Source organism: Arthrobacter sp. SDR-2R, from assembly GCF_057747955.1.
Genome location: NZ_CM173231.1, coordinates 3,732,036 through 3,750,157 on the forward strand (window position 1 = coordinate 3,732,036; position 18,122 = coordinate 3,750,157).

Consider the following 18,122-nt stretch of genomic DNA (forward strand, 5'->3'; position numbering starts at 1 on the left):
GCTTCAGCCGGCCGGTTTCCCTGCGGATCCTCCGGCGCGGCCTTTCCTCCGGAGCATGAACCTCGCAGTGAGCGCAGCGATGAGGCCGGCGAGAGTCACCAGCTGCACTTCGTCGAAGGACAGCCCGTCAATGTTCGGCTGCAGCTCCTCCTCGGTAGCCCAGCCGAACCAGGCTTCGCTGACCAGGATTCCGGCAACGAAATAGGCCAGGGCCGCGTAGAACCAGAGCCAGCGGGTCACGTGCCTGCCGACAATCAGGTGGGCCACCAGGCCGAAGGCGAGCGACATGGCCGCCAGCAATAACAGGCCGGCAATTCCCAGATCCCACTGCGGCACGGCGAGCCACCTCCCTGCTCCGCACTTCTTGCGCTCCAGTCTGCTTGCCAGGCGTCGGTGGATGTAGAGGCGAAGGTCACCGGGGTTCTATCTCCATGGGTGCAGCCCTAGGGTGCGGAGCGGGTTCCCGAGTCCTTGCTGGAGCCGGCGGTGGGGACGAAGTTCCAGTCGAAGGACCCGTCGCCGTGCAGAGTCAGCCGAAGGAAGCCGCGGGTGTCACTGAAGCGCTTGGCGATGTATTTTGGCTTGCTGATGAACGGGCGCGTATCGATGCCTCCGGTGGACACCTGGAATGCCGTCATCCCGTCATTGACGCACTTGTCCGCGTTGTTCACCGGGCAGGACCGTTCGTAGTTGTGCTGCGACCCCGACAAAGTCAGCCGGACCCTGTACTTCCACATCAGGTCGATCCACGGCTTCTGGTCACCGGCCCGCCCGTGCTCCTCCGTATCCGAGGTGAAGTAGGGCTCGTGGTACACGACAGCCAGGTACTTCCCCGCCTTTTGGGCGGCGGCGAGGTCCTTGTCCAGCCACGTGGTTGCAGCCGAAGCTTCCGCTTTGTCGTACCGCCACAGCGCGGACGACAGGAAGGCGAAGTGCCAGTTGCCGAAGTCCTTCGAGTACGGCTCGCCGTTCGGGATGAATCCACGCTCCTGGTTGATCGCCGCCTTCTCGGGAGATCCCGGGCATTGGCCGTTCATGAACTTCGCCAGGTCTTCGTTGCGGCCGGGTTCCCAGTCGTGATTGGGCGCGGAAACCCAATACAGCTTGGGTTTGGTGCCGCCCCACAGCGGTGTCCAGGTCTTCACGTAGTTGTCGCAATATCCGGTCTCGTACTGGAAGTCCCCCAGCCCCAGGAACGCGTCAATCTCATTGTTCTCCACAAGCTTGGTTATCGCCGCGCCGTTCCGCCCGGACGGGCTGTCAGGGTCAACGTTGTCGGCGGGGTTCATGTCGCCCACCGCGGCGATATGGACATCGGGCCCGGGAGGCGCGGGCTCCGGCGGCTTCGGCGTGCAGGCCGTGGCAGAGAGCGCCAGCAGGACTGCGGAAACTGCGGCTACATGCCGGAAGGGTTTGTGGCGAGGGAGTGCTTGCCGCATCCCGTATCCCCTTTCGAGCAGCGAAACCGCAGGTCGGCGTGCATTAGGCAGCCACGCGCACCGGCACCTTGATCCTCCTTACGCGTTGGACCGGCTGTCAAGGGTGGAGTGCTGTGAAACCTGCGGGGGGCGGTGCCCAAGAATGCCGAAGGCCTTTCCCAGCTATCCCCGTTGTCGGCGGCCCCGCGCCCAGATAACCTCAGCAACGCCACCCAGGGCCAGTGGGAACGCAACGACGGCGGCCAGGAAGCGCATCAGGTTGTAGGGCTCCGCCAGTGCCGCCCAGCCCACGAGCACACCCGGCAGCCCCACGCAGACCGTCACCCAGACGGGGTTGCCACGACGGTGCGACCAGATGGCGGCCGCGATCGACATCACGCATCCGCCGTAGGTGAAGCGGTTACCGACCCAGGACTCCTCCATCTCCGCCGGAGTGGGCAGCCAGAAATAGAAATCGGCGCCCACAATCCCATAGCCGATAAGGACCATCGAGGCGAGGACGAGCAAAAGCCACCCAATGGTTCCGGTCCATCGGCGGCGGGCCTCCCGGACAGCAGCCTGACTCATCGCGGCGGGCTATTCAGGGGTCGCGGCTCGATTGGAGGTGTGGGCTTACGCCAGGCTCTCGAAGACCATCGTTGCCTGGATGCGGTCACCGCCGCCAAGTCCCTTGCTCCCGCTGCTGGACGTGGTGATGGTGTGGAGCCGGTAGCCCTTTGCGGCCTGGTCGTTGATGGCTTTTTCCAGCGAGGTCAGGTTGCCCGAACCGGTTCCCCACAGTTTCTCCTTGAGGATCACCTGCATGACGACGTACTGCATGGCGCTGCTTCCTTCCGACGCTGGTCAAGTGGCAGCAATGCTACTCGCGGGAAGCGTGAGACATCGGAACGCCGCGATGCCGGCCTCCAACGTGCTGCGCGGTTCACGCAAGATAGCTTGCGCTAAACGCGCAATGCGGCATATGATCTACATCATGCTTCGAGCTGACTGCTCGGCCCCTCTCCCCCAACAACAATGAGGTTGATTCATGTCTGTCCCAATCAAGGCCACCATGGAAAAAGTTCCCGGCGGCATGATGCTGATTCCCCTGCTGATCGGTGCCCTTCTCGGCACCTTCGCCCCGGATTCCGCCAAGTTCTTCGGCTCCTTCACCGGCGCACTCTTCACCGGTGGCACCACCATCCTTGCGGTCTTCTACGTCTGCATGGGCGCCAGCATCGATATCAAGGCCACCCCGTACATCCTGAAAAAGGGCGGCGTCCTCTTCGGCAGCAAGGTCCTGTTCGCGATCATCATCGGCGTCATCGCCGGCAGGTTCCTGGGCGAACTACCCATTGACGGCGGGATCCTGTCGGGCCTTTCTGTCCTGGCCATCCTGGCTGCCCTCAATGACACCAACGGCGGAATGTACATGGCCCTGATGGGCCAGTACGGCAAGCCCAAGGATGTGGCGGCCTACTCCGTCATGACCCTGGAATCCGGCCCCTTCCTGACCATGGTGACCCTCGGCGTCGCCGGACTGTCCGCCTTCCCCTGGCAGGCCCTGGTGGGTGCCATCATCCCCCTGCTCCTCGGAGCCATCCTGGGCGCCCTGGATCCGGCCATGCGCAAGTTCCTGTCCTCCGCGGCCCCCGTCCTCATTCCGTTCTTCGCCCTCGCGCTGGGCTTCGGCCTGAACCTGGGACAGGTTGTCAACGCGGGACTGCTGGGAGTCGCGCTCGGCCTGTTCGTCCTCATCGCCGGCGGCGCCGTGCTCTTCCTTGCGGACAAGCTGACCGGCGGCTCGGGCATTGCCGGCCTGGCGGCAGCCACCACGGCCGGCAACGCAGCCACCGTTCCCATGCTGGTGGCGGCAGCCAATCCGGCCTACGCTCCCGCAGCCGGCCCCGCCACCGTGCTGGTTGCCGCCTCCGTGGTGGTCACCGCCATCGGCTGCCCCCTCATGGTCGCTTGGTACGCTAAGCGCCTGAAAGCCAAGCAGACCGTGGAGACTCTCGAGGTGTCCCCAGCAGTATGAACACCAACGCAGCCATGCGCTGGGCAATCATTGCCGACGACCTGACGGGAGCGGCGGATGCGGCCGCAGCCTACGGGCCCACGCACAGCAGTTCCGTCATCCTCGACATCGACAGCGCTTGGCCCGACGCCGGGATCCTCTCGATCAATACCGAGAGCCGCTACCTGCCTCCCGCGGACGCAGCCAAGGCCGTCATGACGGCGGCCGGCCGGGCCATGGGCCAGCACCGGCGGGTCTTCAAGAAGATTGATTCACTGCTGCGCGGCAACGTGGGCGTGGAAGTGGCGGCAACACTGGCGCGGCTCACCCAGGGCCGCGGCAAAGGCCTGGCCGTTGTTGCCCCCGCGTTCCCGGGCACGGGACGGACCACCCTCGGCGGCATCGTGCACGTCAACGGTGTTCCCAACACCGCAGGGAACTTTGACGGGGACATCGCCGCGGCACTCGCCGCCGGAGGCCTCACCGCCGAAGTCGCCGGAACAACCGGACGCACGCCGGAGGAAATCGCGCGGCACCTGCGGGACGTGCAGGAACGCGGAATTGACGCCGTCGTACTGGACGCCGTCTCCGACGATGACCTCAAGGCCATCGCGGCTGCCGCGGACCTGCTGGACTTTCCCGCCCTCCTGGTCGGTTCCGGCGGCCTGGCAGGGCACATCGCGGACCGGGAAGAACGTGCCGGTGCGCATAACGCGCAGGTTCGGCGCGTCAGCCGGACCCTGACCGTGATCGGCAGCTACTCCGCCCTTGCCCGGCAGCAGATTGGTGAGCTGGTCGCGGCCGGGGCTGAACACATTACCCTGGAGCACGCCACCCTGGACGGCACCGCGGTTCCGCGCCTGGTTGCCCAGGCGATGGCGCGGACAAACGTGGTGCTGACCCCGGACCCCATGGGCGCCGTGGACAAGTCGCAGGCACTTGTTGTGGCGGCGGCCCTGGCCCGTGCCACCGCGGCGGGCATCGGGCACTGCGACGCCCTGGTCCTCACCGGCGGGGAGACGGCCACGGCGGTCCTGAAAGCCCTCGGCGCCGGCAGCTTCACCGTCCTCGGAGAGATTGAGCCCGGCGTCGTGATGAGCCTGCTTCCCGGGTCACTTCCCCTGCTGGTCACCAAGGCCGGCGCGTTCGGCGACGCCGGGACCCTGGCCCGGACCACCAACTTCCTTACTGCCACCACGACTGAAATGAGTATCAAATAATGGGACGCCCGATTGTTGCCATCACCATGGGCGATGCGGCCGGCATTGGCCCGGAAATCATCGTCAAAGCGCTTGCCGACGCGGAGCTTCGGTCAAAGGCGCGGATGCTGGTCATCGGCGACCTCCGCCGGATGCGGCTGGCAGCGGACATCGTCGCCAGCCCGCTGACCCTGCGCCCGGTCCTGGAGCCGTCCGAGGCTTTGTTCGAGGAAGGCACCATCGACGTGCTGGACATCGACTGCATCCCGGAGGACCTTGCCTGGGGCGAGCTCTCCGCCGCCGCCGGACACGGGTCCTACCTCTTTATCGAGAAGGCAGTCCAGCTGGCCATGGACCGGCAGGTGGACGCCATCTGCACCGGGCCGCTGAACAAGGCGGCGCTGCACGCGGCCGGGCACAAGTTCCCCGGCCACACCGAACTCCTTGCCGAACTGACCGGCACCGAGGAAGTGTCCATGATGCTGACGGCGCCCAAGATGCGCGTCATCCACGTGACCACCCACATCGGCCTGATCGATGCGATCGCCAAGATCAACGGCGACCTGGTGTACCGGACCATCAAGCGGGGCTATGAACTGCTGCGCGCGTCCGGCATCGAGAACCCGCGGATCGCCGTGTGCGCCATCAACCCGCACGCGGGCGAGAACGGGCTGTTCGGCTACGGCGAGGAGGCGGAGAAGATCCAGCCGGGCATCGAGAAGGCCCAGGCGGATGGGATCGACGCCTTTGGCCCGCTCCCGGCGGACACACTGTTCTTCCTGGCCGGCCGCGGCGACTTCGACCTGGTGGTGGCCCAGTACCACGACCAGGGCCACGGCCCCGTCAAGGTTTTGGGCCTGGAGAACGGCGTGAACATCACGGTGGGCCTGCCCGTGGTGCGCACGTCCGTGGACCACGGCACGGCGTTCGACATCGCGGGCAAGAACATCGCGGACCATGAGTCGCTGCTGGAGGCACTGCGGCAGGCAGTGGACCTGGCGCCGTCGCGCGACGAGGCCCCCTAGCCGCACGGAGGAATCGGCCGGTCAGCGTAATATTGCTGACCGGCCGTTTTGCCGGCTCCGGGCTGCGGAACTTGCCGGAGCCGGAACTACCATGGTTAGCACTGCCACCGCCATGCCCACGGGAGGAGACCGGGAATGCTCAGCGCAAACGCGCGGCGCGAGGAGATCTACCACCTTGCCGTGACCACCGGCCTGGCCTCCGTCGAGGAACTCTCCGCCCGGTTCCAGGTGACAGCCTCCACCATCCGCCGCGACCTGGCGCTGCTGAACGGACAGGGCCGGCTGGCCCGCACCTACGGCGGTGCCATGGCACTGGGCGCCCACCCCGAGGCGTCGCTGCGGCAGCGCACCGGCGAGGCATTCGAGCAGAAGCACGCCATCGCCCGCTGGGCGGCGGCCGTGATCCGGCCCGGGGAGAACATCCTGCTCGACGCCGGCTCCACCGTGGGTGCCCTGGCCCACGAACTGCGCGGGTTCGGGAAGCTCGCGGTCACCACGCCGGGCATCAACACCATGCAGGAACTGGCCGAGTCCGAGGGCATCGAGGTGGACTGCCTGGGCGGCCGGCTGCGTAGCCTTTCGCAGAGTTTTGTGGGTCCGCTGGCGGAGGCGGCGCTGGAGCGGATGAGCTTTGACCGCGTGTTCCTGGGCGCCGACGCCGTCACGGCCGAGGACGGCATCTGCGAAGCCGACCATGCCCAGACCCGGCTCAAGGAGCTCATGGCCCGGCGCGGCCGGGAAGTCTATGTTTTGGCCGACTCCTCCAAGCTGGGGCTGCGCCCCTTCCACGCCTGGGTGCGGCTGGCGCTGCCATGGACTTTGGTGACGGACGACGGCGCCAACCCCGCCCAGGTGCAGAAGTTCCGGGACGCAGGGGTACAGGTTGAGGTGGCTGCGGTCAGTCGTTGAGTCCTAGGCTTCGAAGCGAATGCTACGATTGCTACGGAGGTGTGCCATGACAACAATCCCCCACCGCGAGCTAAGGAATCAAAGCAGCAAAATCCTGGAGCGGGTGAAAAACGGCGAAACCATCGATGTCACGAATAACGGCGAAGTTGCCGCCACCCTTATCCCGCCTGCAGCCTCACCCTTCGAGCGTCTGCTCCTGTCCGGCAGCGTGCGGCAGGCCGCGGAAAGCCCGGTCGACTTCCAGTTGCTCCAACGCGTGACGTCTGATGTTGGCACGGGCGACATAATCGCCGACCTCCGCGGCGACCGGTGATTCTGTACGTCGACACGTCGGCGGCCCTGAAACTGGTGGTCGAGGAACCTGAGTCCGGTCCCACTGCGGAGTTTCTTTCAACTGCGGCGCAGCGGGGTGACCGACTTGTTGCCTCGATGCTCCTTCACACAGAGCTGCACTGCGCCGCCAACCGCCGCGGCCTGCCGCCGGAACTGGTCAACGCGGTGTTGAACGGAATCAACCTGGTGGACCTGACGCGTTCAGACCTCGCGTACGCGGCCGCACTGCCAGGTAAATTGCGCAGCGCGGACGCGATCCACCTCGCGGCTGCGATCAGGCTTGAAGCAGACCGGTTGATCGCCTTCGGCAAGGAACTGCTGGGGGCAGCAACCCGAGCAGGACTTCACACGATCTCCCCGGGCAGCTAACCAGCTTGCCTCGCACCCCTACTCCGCGATGTCCTCGGCCCACAGCTCCGGGTGGTCGGACTGGAAGGTGCGCATCATGTCCACGCAGCGCTGATCGTCCAGCACCACCACCTCAACCCCGCGGGACCGCAGGAGCTCCAGTTCGCCGTCGAACGTGCGTGCCTCCCCCACCACCACTCGGGGGATCTTGAACTGGATGATGGTTCCCGCGCACATGGCACAGGGTGCCAGCGTGGTGTAGAGCGTGGTGTCCCGGTAGCTCTTTTGCCGGCCGGCGGCGCGCAGCGCGGACATCTCGCCGTGCGCGATCGGATCGGCGTTCTGGACCCGTTCGTTATGCCCGCTGGCAACCAGCACGCCGTCCCGGGCGAGCGCCGCCCCGATGGGGATCCCGCCCTCGGCCAGGCTCTTTTGGGCGGCCTGGTAGGCGGCTTCGAATGCGGGGTGGGCGGCGCGGTCCGGTTCCGGCGCGGCGGTTTCATGCTGCTCGTGGGTCATGGCGCCATTGTTGCACGCGGCTAGGCCAGAGATCCCGGAGCGCCGGACGCCTCGAGGACCTGCTGCAGCCCGGTGACCGGGATGTCGGGAAACTCGGCCCGCGCTGGACCAAACTCGAACGCCGCCGCCCCCGATTCCTCCCAGGCCGCGGCACCCGCCACCCGGGCAAGGAACGGTGAAAACGGCCTGGCCGCCACGGACAGCAGCCGGACGGCGGCGGCCGGAACCCGCTGGATTGATCCACGGCCGGCCCGGGCAAGCAGAGCCTCCGCCACCTCATGTGCGGTGAGCGTCTGCGAGCCCCATTCGATGACGCGGTTCCGCAGCGCCGGGTCGCGGAGGGCACGGACCACGACGACGGCCGCGTCCCGGACCGAGGTATAGGTCACCGGGGCGGACCCCGAGCCGAACACGGGCACCTTGCCCTTCGACTCAAGCGGCGCCGTCATGATCTCAAGCCGCTGTTCCAGGAGGGCGCCGATCCGGACGATCGTCCAGTCCATGCCGGAGGAGCGCACGGCGTCCTCGGCCGCGGCTTTGCAGCGCAGGAAATCGATGGGCCCGTCCGCGGCAGCGCCGGGCATGGACATCATCACCACGTGCCGCACTCCGGCAGCGGCCGCCGCTCGCACCAGCCGGATGGCGCCGTCGCGGTCAACCACGCGCGGGCTGGAGTCCTTGATCCCGAACCCCGACGCCGCGAACACCGCCTCACTGCAGCCAGCCACCGCTTGCCTGCAGTCCGCGTCAGAGCCGAGGTCCCCGTGAAGGAGTTCGACGCCGCCGCCCATCTTTTGCGGGAAGGGCTGGGACTTGCCCCGGGCCATGACGCGGACCTGTTGCCCTGCGGCAACGAGCAGGGGAACCACGGCGCGGCCAAGGCGGCCTGTACCGCCGACCACCAGGATCATGACCGGTCACCTCCGGCCGCACCATGGACTGCCTCCCGGACGGCCTGGTTCACGTCGCCGGAGTCCTGGTCCACGGGTTCGAGGTAGAACTGGGCGGCGGCGATTTTGTCGTCGCGGAGGGTGAAGATGGCCACCCCTGCGGCTTGCTGCACGGATCCGTCCGGCCGGGTGCCGCGGTTGCTCCATTCCATCCAGACCTTGCCGTCCGGTCCGGTGGCCGCGTCATGGACCGTCAGGGTGAGGTCCGGCAGGCCGGCAAAGAGTGCCGTCCAGTTCTTCCGGACCTGCGCGGAGCCCGTGAAGCTGCGGGCCGGGTGGACGGGGGTGGTGTTCCGGTAGTCCTCCGCGAACTGGGACACCATGGCCTCGAGGTCATGGCGGTTGGCCGCGGCCAGCATGCGCCGGACCGGGCCTTCGGGGACGCGCCCGATTCCTGAAGCGTCCATGATCTGCTCCTTAGGTTCCGTCGCGGGAGGCGGAGAGGCTGGTACGCTGAATTTGATACAGTCAGCTGTATCTAACTGATACAAGGAGCTTAAGCCCGATGGGACCCGCGGTCAATGGTGCGCCACCCCACTCCCGCAGCTACGACGCCCGGCGCCGGCAGGAGGCTGCCGGGGAAGCCAGGAAACGGGTGCTGGCCCAGTCCCGCGCGCTGTTCCTGGCCCACGGCTACGGCCGGACCACCATCGCCGCCATCGCCCACGCGGCCGGCGTCTCCAAGGAGTCCGTGTACAAGGGGTTCGGCGGAAAGCCTGGGCTGGTGCGTGCCATCTACGAACAGAGCCTGCTGGGCGCCGGCGGCCCGCCGGCGGAAGAGCGGTCGGACCGCGCCCAGGCCACGGTCACCGATCCCCGCGAACTCATGGAGCAGTTCGGCCGCTTCATTTCCGAGGTGAGCCCGCTGGGCTCCCCCGTCTACCTCCTCATCCGGGACGCCGCGGCGAGCGGAGACCAGGACATGGCCGCGCTCCTGCGCGACGTGGATGACGGGCGGTACCAACGGATGCTGCACAACGCGCGCCAGGTGCTCGGGAGAGGATTCCTGCGGCCGGGCCTGACGGCGGAGGAGGTGGCCGACGTCTTCTTCATGAGCACCTCGGCCGAACTCTACGAGACCCTGGTCCTCAAGCGCGGCTGGAGCGCGGAGCGCTTCGGGGCGTTCATGGCCCGTACCTTGGCGGCCAACCTCCTGCCGGAAGGCTGAGGCAAACGGGAACCAAAAGGCGGCTCACTCCTCCAGGCTGGCAGCACTGGGCGAGCAGCCCCGGAACCTCCAGATGAAGACCCCGGCCAGCCAGGCGAGAACAAACACGCCCACCACGGCGTAGCCAAGCCCCGTCAGATCGATGCCGCCGATGGCCGCAAAGACCCCGGAAACCGCTCCCGTATTCGCCGTAACCACGGACAGCAGTTCCACGGTCCCCACACCCAGCGCCACGGTGGCCGAGAGCCCGGTCAACAGCAGGTTGTACAGCAGCCTCCGGCGCGGATGCTCAAACGCCCAACCGTAGGCCGCATTCATGAACCATCCATCCAGGCTGTCAAGCAGGCTCATGCCCGCCGCGAAGAGGACGGGCAGGGTAAGGACGGCGTACCAGGGAAGTTCCACCGCCGCCGCTCCCCCGGCCACAACCAGCAGCGCCACCTCGGTGGCCGTATCGAATCCCAGGCCGAACAGCAGCCCCACCACATACATCTGGGCGGGCCGGGTGATGCTGCGCAGGACCGGGCGCAGCAGGCGGACCAGAAGGCCCGGGACCTCGACAGTCGTCCCCAATCCCGACTGCCCCGCCCGCAGCCGGAAGTCCTTGGCGACGCGGACCAGCAGGGCAAGGTTGAGGAAGGCCAGGAGGTAAAGGAACAGTCCTGAGATGGTGGCGCCTACTGGTCCCAGGACCTCCCGCCACCACGAGGCGCCATCTCCGAGCTGGTTTCCCAGGCTGCGGGCTCCCGCAGCCAGCAGCAGGCAGAGGCCAAGGACGATGCTGGAGTGGCCAAGGGAGAACCAGAAACCGACGGAGACGGGCCGAAGGCCCTCCCCCATGAGCTTTCGGGTGGTGCCGTCGATGGCCGCGATGTGGTCCACGTCGAAGGCGTGGCGCATGCCCAGCAGGTAGGCACCTAGCCCGATCCCCAGTCCGAAGACCTGGCTGGAGCCCAGGAGGAGGTTCTGCGGGACGACGCCCAGCACCAGCACTCCCCAGCCCACCACGTGCAGCAGAAGTACGACGGCGGCCATTCCGGCCAGCGGCGCGCCCGGCTTCTGCGCGGCGGGGCCACGTCGCCGTCCCGTTCGGTAAAGGGGAACCTGGAGGCCCATGGCCTTCCCGTCAGCCCATGGGTGGATTTAGCCCGTACCGGGCGATGATGTCCGGCAGCCATGGCGCCTCGCCGAACTGGAGGCCGTATTCTGCGGCCAGTTTGCCGATGGCTTCAGGGTCCGGCGGTCCACCGGCTTCAAGCTGGTCGGCCAGTCCCCAGAAGAAATGCTCGAACCCGGCCGGGCTGATGACTTCGATCATCCGCGCCGGAACTTTCCCCGCATTCCACATGGTGTGCAGTTCGCCGCGCGGCTTGGTGATGTAGCCCCCGGCACCCAGCACTGCCTCGCGCTCACCGGACCGGAATCCGATCTCGCCTTCCAGGACGATTGAGTATTCGTCCTCACGGCTGTGCATATGCACTGGAACCAAGGCCCCCACCGGAAACGGGTGTTCCACGATGGAGATCTGCTCGTTGGTGTGTTCACCGAACAGTTTGAAGACAACCCCGATACTTCCGAGACTGCCCTGGCGTCCCTCCCCAGGCTGCACGACTGTCAGCCGCGGAGCCTCCTCAGCGCCCATGGCATCCATCCCTTTCCATTTCGATATACAGTTGTGTATATCGAATTGTCAGCCCACGCAGGACCGGTGTCAATACTTTGAGTGAACAGCAGCGTTCAGCCAAAGCGCGCAAGTACCAGATGAACAAGCGTGCCGAGCAGGTGGACACCACCCGGCAGCGCATCGTGGACGCGGCGGTGGCGCTCCACGGGTCAGTCGGCCCTGCCCGGACCACCATTGCGGGCATCGCCGAGCAGGCCCAGGTCACCCGGCTGACGGTCTACCGTCATTTCGCCGACGAGGAAGCGCTGTTTTCCGCCTGCTCCTCGCACTGGCTTTCACAACAGCAGCTGCCAGATCCTTCGGCGTGGTGTGAGCACCCGGACCCCCTCCAACGCCTCCATGCCGGACTCACAGACCTGTACCGGTTCTACCGCGACGGCGAGCCAATGCTCAGGAACATCTACGGCGATTGGGCCGCCCTTCCGGAAAAGCACCGCACAGGCCTCCGGGAGCGCGACACGTTATTCCGTGACCGCCTCCTGGAGGCATTTCCGGAGCCAGGCAGCGCCAGGCTGCGCGCCGTCGTCGCCCACGCGGTGTCCTTCTGGACCTGGCGTTCCCTCTGCCACGAGAACGGGCTCGCAAATGAGGACGCCGTCCACGCCATGACGGACTTGGCTGGGGTGACGGCCGGCCTGCGGCGGGGCGCCGGCGCCCCCGTGCCAGGACAGTAGGGCCACCCAAGCGGGCAAGGCCCTACCGCTCATGCCTCTTAACCTTCCCCGAAACGCCTGGTTCGAAAGGCTACCGGCTCAGTCCTCTTCCAATTCGCCGCAGACAAGCCGCCGCGTGACGTCCGTCAACAGTTCGACGCCGCGCAACGCGTCGTCGTCGCGGGTGTACTCCGCTTCGTTGTGCGAGATGCCTTCGACGCTGGGAACGAAGAGCATGACGGTCGGAACCACATCCTTCATGTTGGTGGAATCGTGCCCGGCGACGGTCATCACGTCCCTGTGGCTGTAGCCCAAACTCTCTGCGCTTACCCTGCCCAAGGCCGCGCCCTTGGACTGGTAGGACACCACACCCCAGTTGTGCGTCAGGTCCAGGCGGATGTCCGTCCGGGAATCTGCCTCGGCGTCGACAATCCTCTTGCCCAGCCGTTCCATGGCGAGGCCCAGGACGGACTCGTCCGGTGAGCGCAGATCCAGGTTCATCAGGACCTGGCGGGCGATGGTGACCGGTGAGTTCGGCAGGACACACAGCTCGGATACCGATGTGTGCAGCAGCCCGGGCTCGAATTCCGCAGTCAGTTCACGAGCGGCGGCGATGACCAGCGCGGCCCCAAAGAGGGCGTCACGGCGGTCCTCCATGCGGGTGGCGCCAGTGTGTGACTGGGCTCCGTCCACGGTAACCCGGTACTTGCTGGCGGCCCAGGTGCGGTCCACGATCCCCACTTGGGTGTCGGTTTCTTCCAGGTTTCTGCCCTGCTCGATGTGGATCTCGGCATAGCGTGCAACCTCGGCGAGGACCGGGGCGTTTCCTTGCGAAGTGCTGTGTCCGGCGGCCAGGGCTTCCGCCACTGTGATTCCGGCAGGGTCTGCGGTGGCAAGCGCGTCCTCAAGCGGCAGCTTCCCGGTGAAGACAGAGCTTCCCATCATGCTGGGCGCGAAGCGGCTGCCTTCCTCGTTGAACCAGTTCACAACGGCCAGGTTGTAGGTCGGGCGGAGCTTTCCGGCCTGGACTTCCGCAGCGACGCGGGCGCCTGCATGGGCCGCTGCGAGCACGCCATAGGCCCCGTCGTATCGTCCGGCCAGCGGCTGGGAGTCCAGGTGTGAGCCGACCAGCACATAGGGGGCGCCGGCGACCAGGTCCAGGGTGCCGAACTGGTTGCCTGCCCCGTCCACTGATTCGGTATAGCCGTGCTGGGCCAGCCATTGGCTGAACCATGCCCGCGTGGCATGGTCTGCGGCCGTGCCGGCCTGCCGGTCCACGCCTCCCCCGGGCGTGGCGCCGAAGCCAGACATCGTGGCGAAGTCTGCGAGGAACTCGTCGTGTGCGGTGCTCATGGGGTTTCCTTCCCTGTCAATGCTGCCTCAAGGTCTGTGGCGCGGACCGGCGCCGGCAGATTTTCCTCGCCGAAACGGATTTGCCCGCCCACCATGGTGGCGAGCACGCGGGTGGCTGAGATGTTTGAGGGGTCCACGGCGGTGGGGTCCTGGTCCAGGAACACGAGGTCCGCCAGGTACCCCGGTGCCAAGCGGCCCTTGATGTGCCCGGCTCCCGTGGCGGCGGCCGATCCCGTGGTATAGGCTGCCAGCGCTTCGGCCGCGGTGATCCTTTCGGCCGGGCCGTACACGTCGCCTGAAGGAGTCAGCCGCTCCACGAACGACTGCATGACATCCAGGGGCCGGCCGTTGGAGACGGGGCGGTCTGAACTTCCCGGCAGTGTAACTCCTCGCTTCAGCAGGCTTTTGGCGGGATAGGACCACGAGGTGCGTTTGGGGCCCAGCAGGCGGGCCATACCGTCTCCAAACTCGGTGATGAAGTGCGGCTGCGGGACCAGCACGATGCCGGCCCGGGCTATCCGGTCAAGCTGATCGGGGCGGGCCACGCCGCCGTGCTCGATCCGGTTGGGCTGTGCGTTGGAACCGAACCTTTCCTGCGCCTCAGTGATGATGTCAATAGCGTGGTCGATCGCGTGGTCCCCGATGGCATGCATCGCAATCGCCCAGCCCGCCCGGTAGGCGCTGAGCGCCGACTCACGCAGCTGGTCCGCGTCCATTTGCAGGTAGCCGTGGTTGTGGGTGCAGCCGACATAGTCCTCGGTCATGTAGGCGGTACTGCCAAGGAGCGAACCGTCGCTGAAGATCTTCACCGGTCCCAGGCGCAGCCAATCGTCGCCCAAGCCGGTGCGGATTCCGGCGTCGAGGCTTATGGAGGCCGGGTCATCGGCGTGGCCGGGCACATCGTGGAGGGCATCCATAACCAGCATTGGCTGCATCCTGACGCTCAGCATCCCCTTGTCGCGGGCATTCTGGTACGCGGCGAACTCCCGCGGCGAATAGCCGATCCAGCCACCGGCGATGCCCGCATCCGTGACGCTGGTAATTCCTTCGGAGAGGTAGTGTGACGTGGCCAGATCCAGTGCGCGTTCAATGGTCTCCAGCGGATACGGCAGCAGGATGTCCTGCACCAATCGCATGGCGTTTTCCTCCAGCAGCCCCGTCGGCAGGCCATCTTCGCCCATGACGACGGCTCCGCCTTCGATCGGTGCACTGAGATCGGCCTGGGCGGCTACGAGCTCCAGTGCTACGCCGTTGAGCGTGCAGGCGTGGCCGGAGGAGTGTTTGATCCACACTGGACGTCCCCCGGCCGCCGCATCCAACCGGTCCCTGTCCGGTTGCTGGCCGTCGAGCAGCAGCGGGCTGTAACCGGATGCCACAACCCACTCCCCCGGGGCCATTTCGGCGGCGGCCTCGGCGATGATCTGGTACAGCCCGTCCAGATTTGCCGCTGCCCCTGCGTTGGCCTCCATGAGCCCCAGACCGAACCAGACACTGTGCGCGTGGACGTCATTGAACCCAGGGACAATCGTGGTTCCGGCGGCATCAATGGTCCAGAGGGCGTGGCCGCAAAGGCCGGCGTCGGGATCCACATCGAGGATTCTGCCGTCGTGAATGAGCAGGCTTGTCGCGGTGGGGCGGGAGGCATCCTGGGTCAGTATGCGTGCATTGCGAATCAGGAGATCGAAGGGCATGGATCCTCTTTGCTAGGGTCCCCGGGCCTTTCCGAGGAGTTAGGGCCGCGGCCTGAAAGTGCGGCTCCGTCCATTCAACTCTGTGATATCGCTGCCTTCAATGGATATAGAACGCTGTTTCATGGTCAAACTTTAGGCTTTTGCATAAAATGCCTGCATGACAGCAAATGATGGTGACGATGCGCGATCCTACGGTACGACCGCCAGGGAGTTCCGTCCCGGCCGTCCCACCGAGCCGGAATGGACCGAGTTGCTGGAGAGTCTCTGGAAGGATCGATCCCTGCTGGTGGACGACTTCCTGGAGCGTTTTTCCTCCATTTCCTATGGTGAAGCAGTGGTTCCCAAGGAGGACATCTACCGGACCGCAGCGGACACCATGGACATGTTCCTCTATCAGATGGCCGGGTTGGAGCTCCCCCCGGACCTGCAGACGCTTCCCCGCGAGGTGGCCGCCCGGCGCGCCCGCCAGGGCGTTCCCCTCGACGCGTTCCTGGTAGCCATCCGCAATGACTTCCGTGTTCTCTGGAAGGGGCTGGAACGGGTCGCGCGGGACAAGGGGATCGGTGTCCTGGTGGCCAACATGGACCGGGTCCTGGACGCCGTCGAAGGCTACGTGACCAGCATCCAACAGGCCTATGCCGAGGAAGAGGCCCGCCTGGCCCGCAACAAGCAGTTGTACCGCCAGCGCCTGCTTTCCCGGCTGTTCAATGCCGGACCTGGCACCCCACGTGAAGTCCAGGACCTTGCAGCGGCCCTCGAAGTGCAGGCCACCGGGACCTTCGAAGTGCTCGCAGTGACCTTGGACGCCGTATCCCAGGCCCAGCAGCAGTTCGAGTCCGACCACAGCATCTACATGTACGAGAACAGCGGAGTCCTGTATGTCTTCCGGCAGCAGCGGAAGGGGCTGACCTGGCGTCACGAACCGCCGGCCTTTCCTGCCGGGTACGTACCGGGAGTGGAGGGACTGGATGCCGTTCCCTCCGCTGCGGCTTCGGCACTTGTGCTGGCACAGCAGAAGCGCCGCGGCACCCGGCTGGCCACGATGGAGGACGCATGGATGGGAATCGCCAGCGGCCTCCTGGAGCAGAAGTTTCCAGGCTTTTCCACCTCCATAAAGAACGCTCTGGACAAGTGCACGCCCGTCGAACGCCAACGCCTGCTGGAGGTGGCACGCAGCTATGGGCGGACCGGATCCATCAAAGAAACGTCGGAGGAGCTGTTCTGCCACCGCAACACCGTAGTGAACCGCCTCCACAGCCTTCACGAGGCGATCGGCCTTGACCTCACAGTGCCGGGCGAGGCCGCGCGGGCACTCATCGCCCTCAGCCGCTACAGCGAGTTCACCGACTAGTTTGTGAAAATGCCTAAGAAAGGGGCCGAAAGTGGGTGGAAATTATCATTGTTTAGGGCGTTATCACTCACCTACTCTCGAATAATCACCGCAGCAGTGCAGGCCATCGCCCTTCGCCCGCCGCGGGACCCGAGATGCAAGAACTCAACCCCGCTCGAAAGGGCCCACGCAGTGACCACCTCAAATTCACTTTCCCCCGCCGCAGGTGCTCCTCCGGTGATCTCCGGCAAGGACGCAGGAAAGATTGCCCGTGCCGCCTTCGTCGGGACCGCGCTGGAGTGGTACGACTACTACCTCTTCGGCACGGCTGCGGCGCTGGTCTTCAACCGGCTGTTCTTCACCAATATGGACCCCACCGCGGCGCTGCTGGCCTCCTTTGCCACGTTCGGCGTCGGCTTCGCAGCCCGTCCGATCGGGGCCATGATCTTTGGCTACATCGGCGACCGTTACGGACGCCGGCCCGCGCTGCTGATGACCATCGTCATGATCGGCGCGGCCACGGCCTTCATCGGCCTGTTGCCCGATTTCGGCAGCATCGGCCTGGCGGCGCCCATCCTGCTCGCCGTCTTGCGGCTTGTCCAGGGCCTGGCTGTCGGCGGTGAATGGGGCGGTGCGGTAACCATGGCCGTCGAGCATGCCCCCGTTGAAAAGCGGGGCCGGTACGCCGCCTTGGTACAGGTCGGTTCGCCGGTGGCTACGCTGCTGGCCTCGGGCGCCTTCTCGCTCGTCCTCCTATTCCCGTCGGAAGCTTTTGACGCCTGGGGCTGGCGGATTCCATTCCTGCTGGCTTTCCCCATGCTCGGCATCGCGCTCTGGATCCGCCTCAAGGTGGAAGAATCCCCCATCTTCAAGGATCTGCTCGCCCAGGGTGAAACGTCCAAGGTTCCGGCGTTCGAGGTCTTCCGCCACGCCTCCGGCCGCTTGCTCGTGGCCGTACTCGCGGCCCTCCTCGGCGTGGGTGGCTTCTACATGATCACCACCTTCGCGGTGAGCTACGGGTCCAACACCCTGAAGGTGGACCGGAACGTCATGGTCAACGCAACACTGGTTGCCGCCGTGGCCCAGATCGGAGTCACGTTCCTCATGGGCCGGCTCGCAGAGAAGATCGGGCCGGGCAAGGTCACCATGTGGGGCGGTATCGTCAGCGCCGTCGCCGCTTTCCCCCTCTTCGCCATGATTGACACGAAATCCCCACTGCTGATTACGCTGGCAATCACCGTCGGGATCATGCTTATAGCGGTGGCGTACGCCGTCAACGGTGCCCTGCTGACCGAGCTGTTCCCGCCGAAGCTGCGCTACTCCGGTGTGGCCCTGGGCTATAACATCGCAGGTGCCACCAGTGGATTCATGCCCTTGCTGGCCACGGCCATGCTGGGCGTCTCCGGTAACCAGTCGTGGGGTGCGGCCCTGATCCTGGCGATCATCTCCCTGCTCACCGCCGTCGGCGGGTTCTTCGGCGAGCGCCTGCGGGTCCAGGACAAGAAGCTTGTCGCCGGCAGCTAGG

21 protein-coding genes are annotated in these 18,122 nt (G+C 66.1%); 10 read left to right on the top strand and 11 right to left on the bottom strand.

Features of this window, described 5'->3' with window-relative positions; all coding sequences use genetic code 11:
• Positions 1 to 3: 3 nt before the first annotated feature.
• The 4 genes from AC3ANU_RS17205 to AC3ANU_RS17220 all read right to left on the bottom strand — a co-directional run bounded on the left by AC3ANU_RS17205 (position 4) and on the right by AC3ANU_RS17220 (position 2,258).
• A complete protein-coding gene (locus AC3ANU_RS17205) occupies positions 4 to 336 on the bottom strand; it encodes a hypothetical protein (RefSeq protein WP_488314928.1) in 333 nt (110 codons plus the stop codon).
• A 107-nt stretch (positions 337 to 443) separates the two neighbouring features.
• Positions 444 to 1,439, bottom strand: a complete 996-nt coding sequence (locus AC3ANU_RS17210) for a metallophosphoesterase family protein (protein ID WP_478222198.1) — start codon at positions 1,437 to 1,439, stop codon at positions 444 to 446.
• A gap of 162 nt (positions 1,440 to 1,601) precedes the next feature.
• Positions 1,602 to 2,006, bottom strand: a complete 405-nt coding sequence (locus AC3ANU_RS17215; RefSeq protein ID WP_488314929.1) for a hypothetical protein — start codon at positions 2,004 to 2,006, stop codon at positions 1,602 to 1,604.
• A gap of 45 nt (positions 2,007 to 2,051) precedes the next feature.
• On the bottom strand, positions 2,052 to 2,258 hold the full coding sequence (locus AC3ANU_RS17220; RefSeq protein ID WP_134165583.1) for a DUF4177 domain-containing protein: 207 nt from the start codon (positions 2,256 to 2,258) through the stop codon (positions 2,052 to 2,054).
• A gap of 208 nt (positions 2,259 to 2,466) precedes the next feature.
• Between AC3ANU_RS17220 and AC3ANU_RS17225 the strand changes: the two genes are divergently transcribed.
• The 6 genes from AC3ANU_RS17225 to AC3ANU_RS17250 all read left to right on the top strand — a co-directional run bounded on the left by AC3ANU_RS17225 (position 2,467) and on the right by AC3ANU_RS17250 (position 7,270).
• Positions 2,467 to 3,456, top strand: a complete 990-nt coding sequence (locus tag AC3ANU_RS17225; protein ID WP_018770443.1) for a 2-keto-3-deoxygluconate permease — start codon at positions 2,467 to 2,469, stop codon at positions 3,454 to 3,456.
• A complete protein-coding gene (locus AC3ANU_RS17230; RefSeq protein ID WP_488314930.1) occupies positions 3,453 to 4,655 on the top strand; it encodes a four-carbon acid sugar kinase family protein in 1,203 nt (400 codons plus the stop codon). The genes AC3ANU_RS17225 and AC3ANU_RS17230 overlap by 4 nt, the downstream gene beginning before the upstream one ends.
• Positions 4,655 to 5,659, top strand: coding sequence for a 4-hydroxythreonine-4-phosphate dehydrogenase PdxA (gene pdxA, locus AC3ANU_RS17235; RefSeq protein WP_056393322.1), 1,005 nt, complete (start codon positions 4,655 to 4,657; stop codon positions 5,657 to 5,659). The genes AC3ANU_RS17230 and pdxA overlap by 1 nt, the downstream gene beginning before the upstream one ends.
• Before the next feature lie 135 nt (positions 5,660 to 5,794).
• Positions 5,795 to 6,568, top strand: a complete 774-nt coding sequence (locus tag AC3ANU_RS17240) for a DeoR/GlpR family DNA-binding transcription regulator (protein ID WP_488314931.1) — start codon at positions 5,795 to 5,797, stop codon at positions 6,566 to 6,568.
• A 46-nt stretch (positions 6,569 to 6,614) separates the two neighbouring features.
• Entirely contained in the window at positions 6,615 to 6,881 is a 267-nt protein-coding gene (locus AC3ANU_RS17245) for a type II toxin-antitoxin system Phd/YefM family antitoxin (RefSeq protein ID WP_488314932.1), read from the top strand.
• A gap of 35 nt (positions 6,882 to 6,916) precedes the next feature.
• Positions 6,917 to 7,270, top strand: coding sequence for a type II toxin-antitoxin system VapC family toxin (locus AC3ANU_RS17250; protein ID WP_488315989.1), 354 nt, complete (start codon positions 6,917 to 6,919; stop codon positions 7,268 to 7,270).
• 18 nt (positions 7,271 to 7,288) lie between these two features.
• On the opposite strand, the gene AC3ANU_RS17255 is transcribed toward AC3ANU_RS17250, so the two are convergent.
• The 3 genes from AC3ANU_RS17255 to AC3ANU_RS17265 are packed head-to-tail and all read right to left on the bottom strand — an operon-like array spanning position 7,289 to position 9,125.
• The gene (locus tag AC3ANU_RS17255) at positions 7,289 to 7,768 is read right to left on the bottom strand and encodes a nucleoside deaminase (protein WP_488314933.1); all 480 of its coding nucleotides are present in this window, start codon (positions 7,766 to 7,768) and stop codon (positions 7,289 to 7,291) included.
• A gap of 20 nt (positions 7,769 to 7,788) precedes the next feature.
• Positions 7,789 to 8,679, bottom strand: a complete 891-nt coding sequence (locus AC3ANU_RS17260; protein ID WP_488314934.1) for an NAD(P)H-binding protein — start codon at positions 8,677 to 8,679, stop codon at positions 7,789 to 7,791.
• Positions 8,676 to 9,125, bottom strand: coding sequence for a nuclear transport factor 2 family protein (locus AC3ANU_RS17265; RefSeq protein WP_018770451.1), 450 nt, complete (start codon positions 9,123 to 9,125; stop codon positions 8,676 to 8,678). Before AC3ANU_RS17265 ends, AC3ANU_RS17260 begins: the two co-directional genes overlap by 4 nt.
• 98 nt (positions 9,126 to 9,223) lie before the next feature.
• Here AC3ANU_RS17265 and AC3ANU_RS17270 point away from each other — a divergent pair, with 98 nt between their 5' ends.
• Complete coding sequence (locus tag AC3ANU_RS17270) at positions 9,224 to 9,886, top strand: TetR/AcrR family transcriptional regulator (protein ID WP_488314935.1); 663 nt, start codon at positions 9,224 to 9,226, stop codon at positions 9,884 to 9,886.
• 24 nt (positions 9,887 to 9,910) lie between these two features.
• On the opposite strand, the gene AC3ANU_RS17275 is transcribed toward AC3ANU_RS17270, so the two are convergent.
• Both AC3ANU_RS17275 and AC3ANU_RS17280 read right to left on the bottom strand, forming a co-directional pair.
• Positions 9,911 to 11,002: a HoxN/HupN/NixA family nickel/cobalt transporter gene (locus AC3ANU_RS17275; RefSeq protein WP_051081400.1), complete on the bottom strand. Its 1,092-nt coding sequence runs from the start codon at positions 11,000 to 11,002 to the stop codon at positions 9,911 to 9,913.
• Between the two features lie 10 nt (positions 11,003 to 11,012).
• Positions 11,013 to 11,528 carry a cupin domain-containing protein gene (locus AC3ANU_RS17280; RefSeq protein ID WP_026265952.1) on the bottom strand — a complete coding sequence of 172 codons (516 nt, stop codon included), beginning with the start codon at positions 11,526 to 11,528 and terminating at the stop codon, positions 11,013 to 11,015.
• A 77-nt stretch (positions 11,529 to 11,605) separates the two neighbouring features.
• Between AC3ANU_RS17280 and AC3ANU_RS17285 the strand changes: the two genes are divergently transcribed.
• Positions 11,606 to 12,244, top strand: a complete 639-nt coding sequence (locus AC3ANU_RS17285; protein ID WP_478222204.1) for a TetR/AcrR family transcriptional regulator — start codon at positions 11,606 to 11,608, stop codon at positions 12,242 to 12,244.
• A gap of 78 nt (positions 12,245 to 12,322) precedes the next feature.
• On the opposite strand, the gene AC3ANU_RS17290 is transcribed toward AC3ANU_RS17285, so the two are convergent.
• Both AC3ANU_RS17290 and AC3ANU_RS17295 read right to left on the bottom strand, forming a co-directional pair.
• Positions 12,323 to 13,576, bottom strand: a complete 1,254-nt coding sequence (locus tag AC3ANU_RS17290; protein ID WP_488314936.1) for a M20 family metallo-hydrolase — start codon at positions 13,574 to 13,576, stop codon at positions 12,323 to 12,325.
• The gene (locus AC3ANU_RS17295) at positions 13,573 to 15,267 is read right to left on the bottom strand and encodes an amidohydrolase (RefSeq protein WP_488314937.1); all 1,695 of its coding nucleotides are present in this window, start codon (positions 15,265 to 15,267) and stop codon (positions 13,573 to 13,575) included. The genes AC3ANU_RS17290 and AC3ANU_RS17295 overlap by 4 nt, the downstream gene beginning before the upstream one ends.
• Positions 15,268 to 15,424: 157 nt before the next feature.
• Between AC3ANU_RS17295 and AC3ANU_RS17300 the strand changes: the two genes are divergently transcribed.
• Together AC3ANU_RS17300 and AC3ANU_RS17305 are read left to right on the top strand one after the other, a co-directional pair.
• Positions 15,425 to 16,618 carry a helix-turn-helix domain-containing protein gene (locus AC3ANU_RS17300; RefSeq protein WP_223994294.1) on the top strand — a complete coding sequence of 398 codons (1,194 nt, stop codon included), beginning with the start codon at positions 15,425 to 15,427 and terminating at the stop codon, positions 16,616 to 16,618.
• A 171-nt stretch (positions 16,619 to 16,789) separates the two neighbouring features.
• The gene (locus AC3ANU_RS17305) at positions 16,790 to 18,121 is read left to right on the top strand and encodes an MFS transporter (RefSeq protein ID WP_018770459.1); all 1,332 of its coding nucleotides are present in this window, start codon (positions 16,790 to 16,792) and stop codon (positions 18,119 to 18,121) included.
• Position 18,122: the final 1 nt, after the last annotated feature.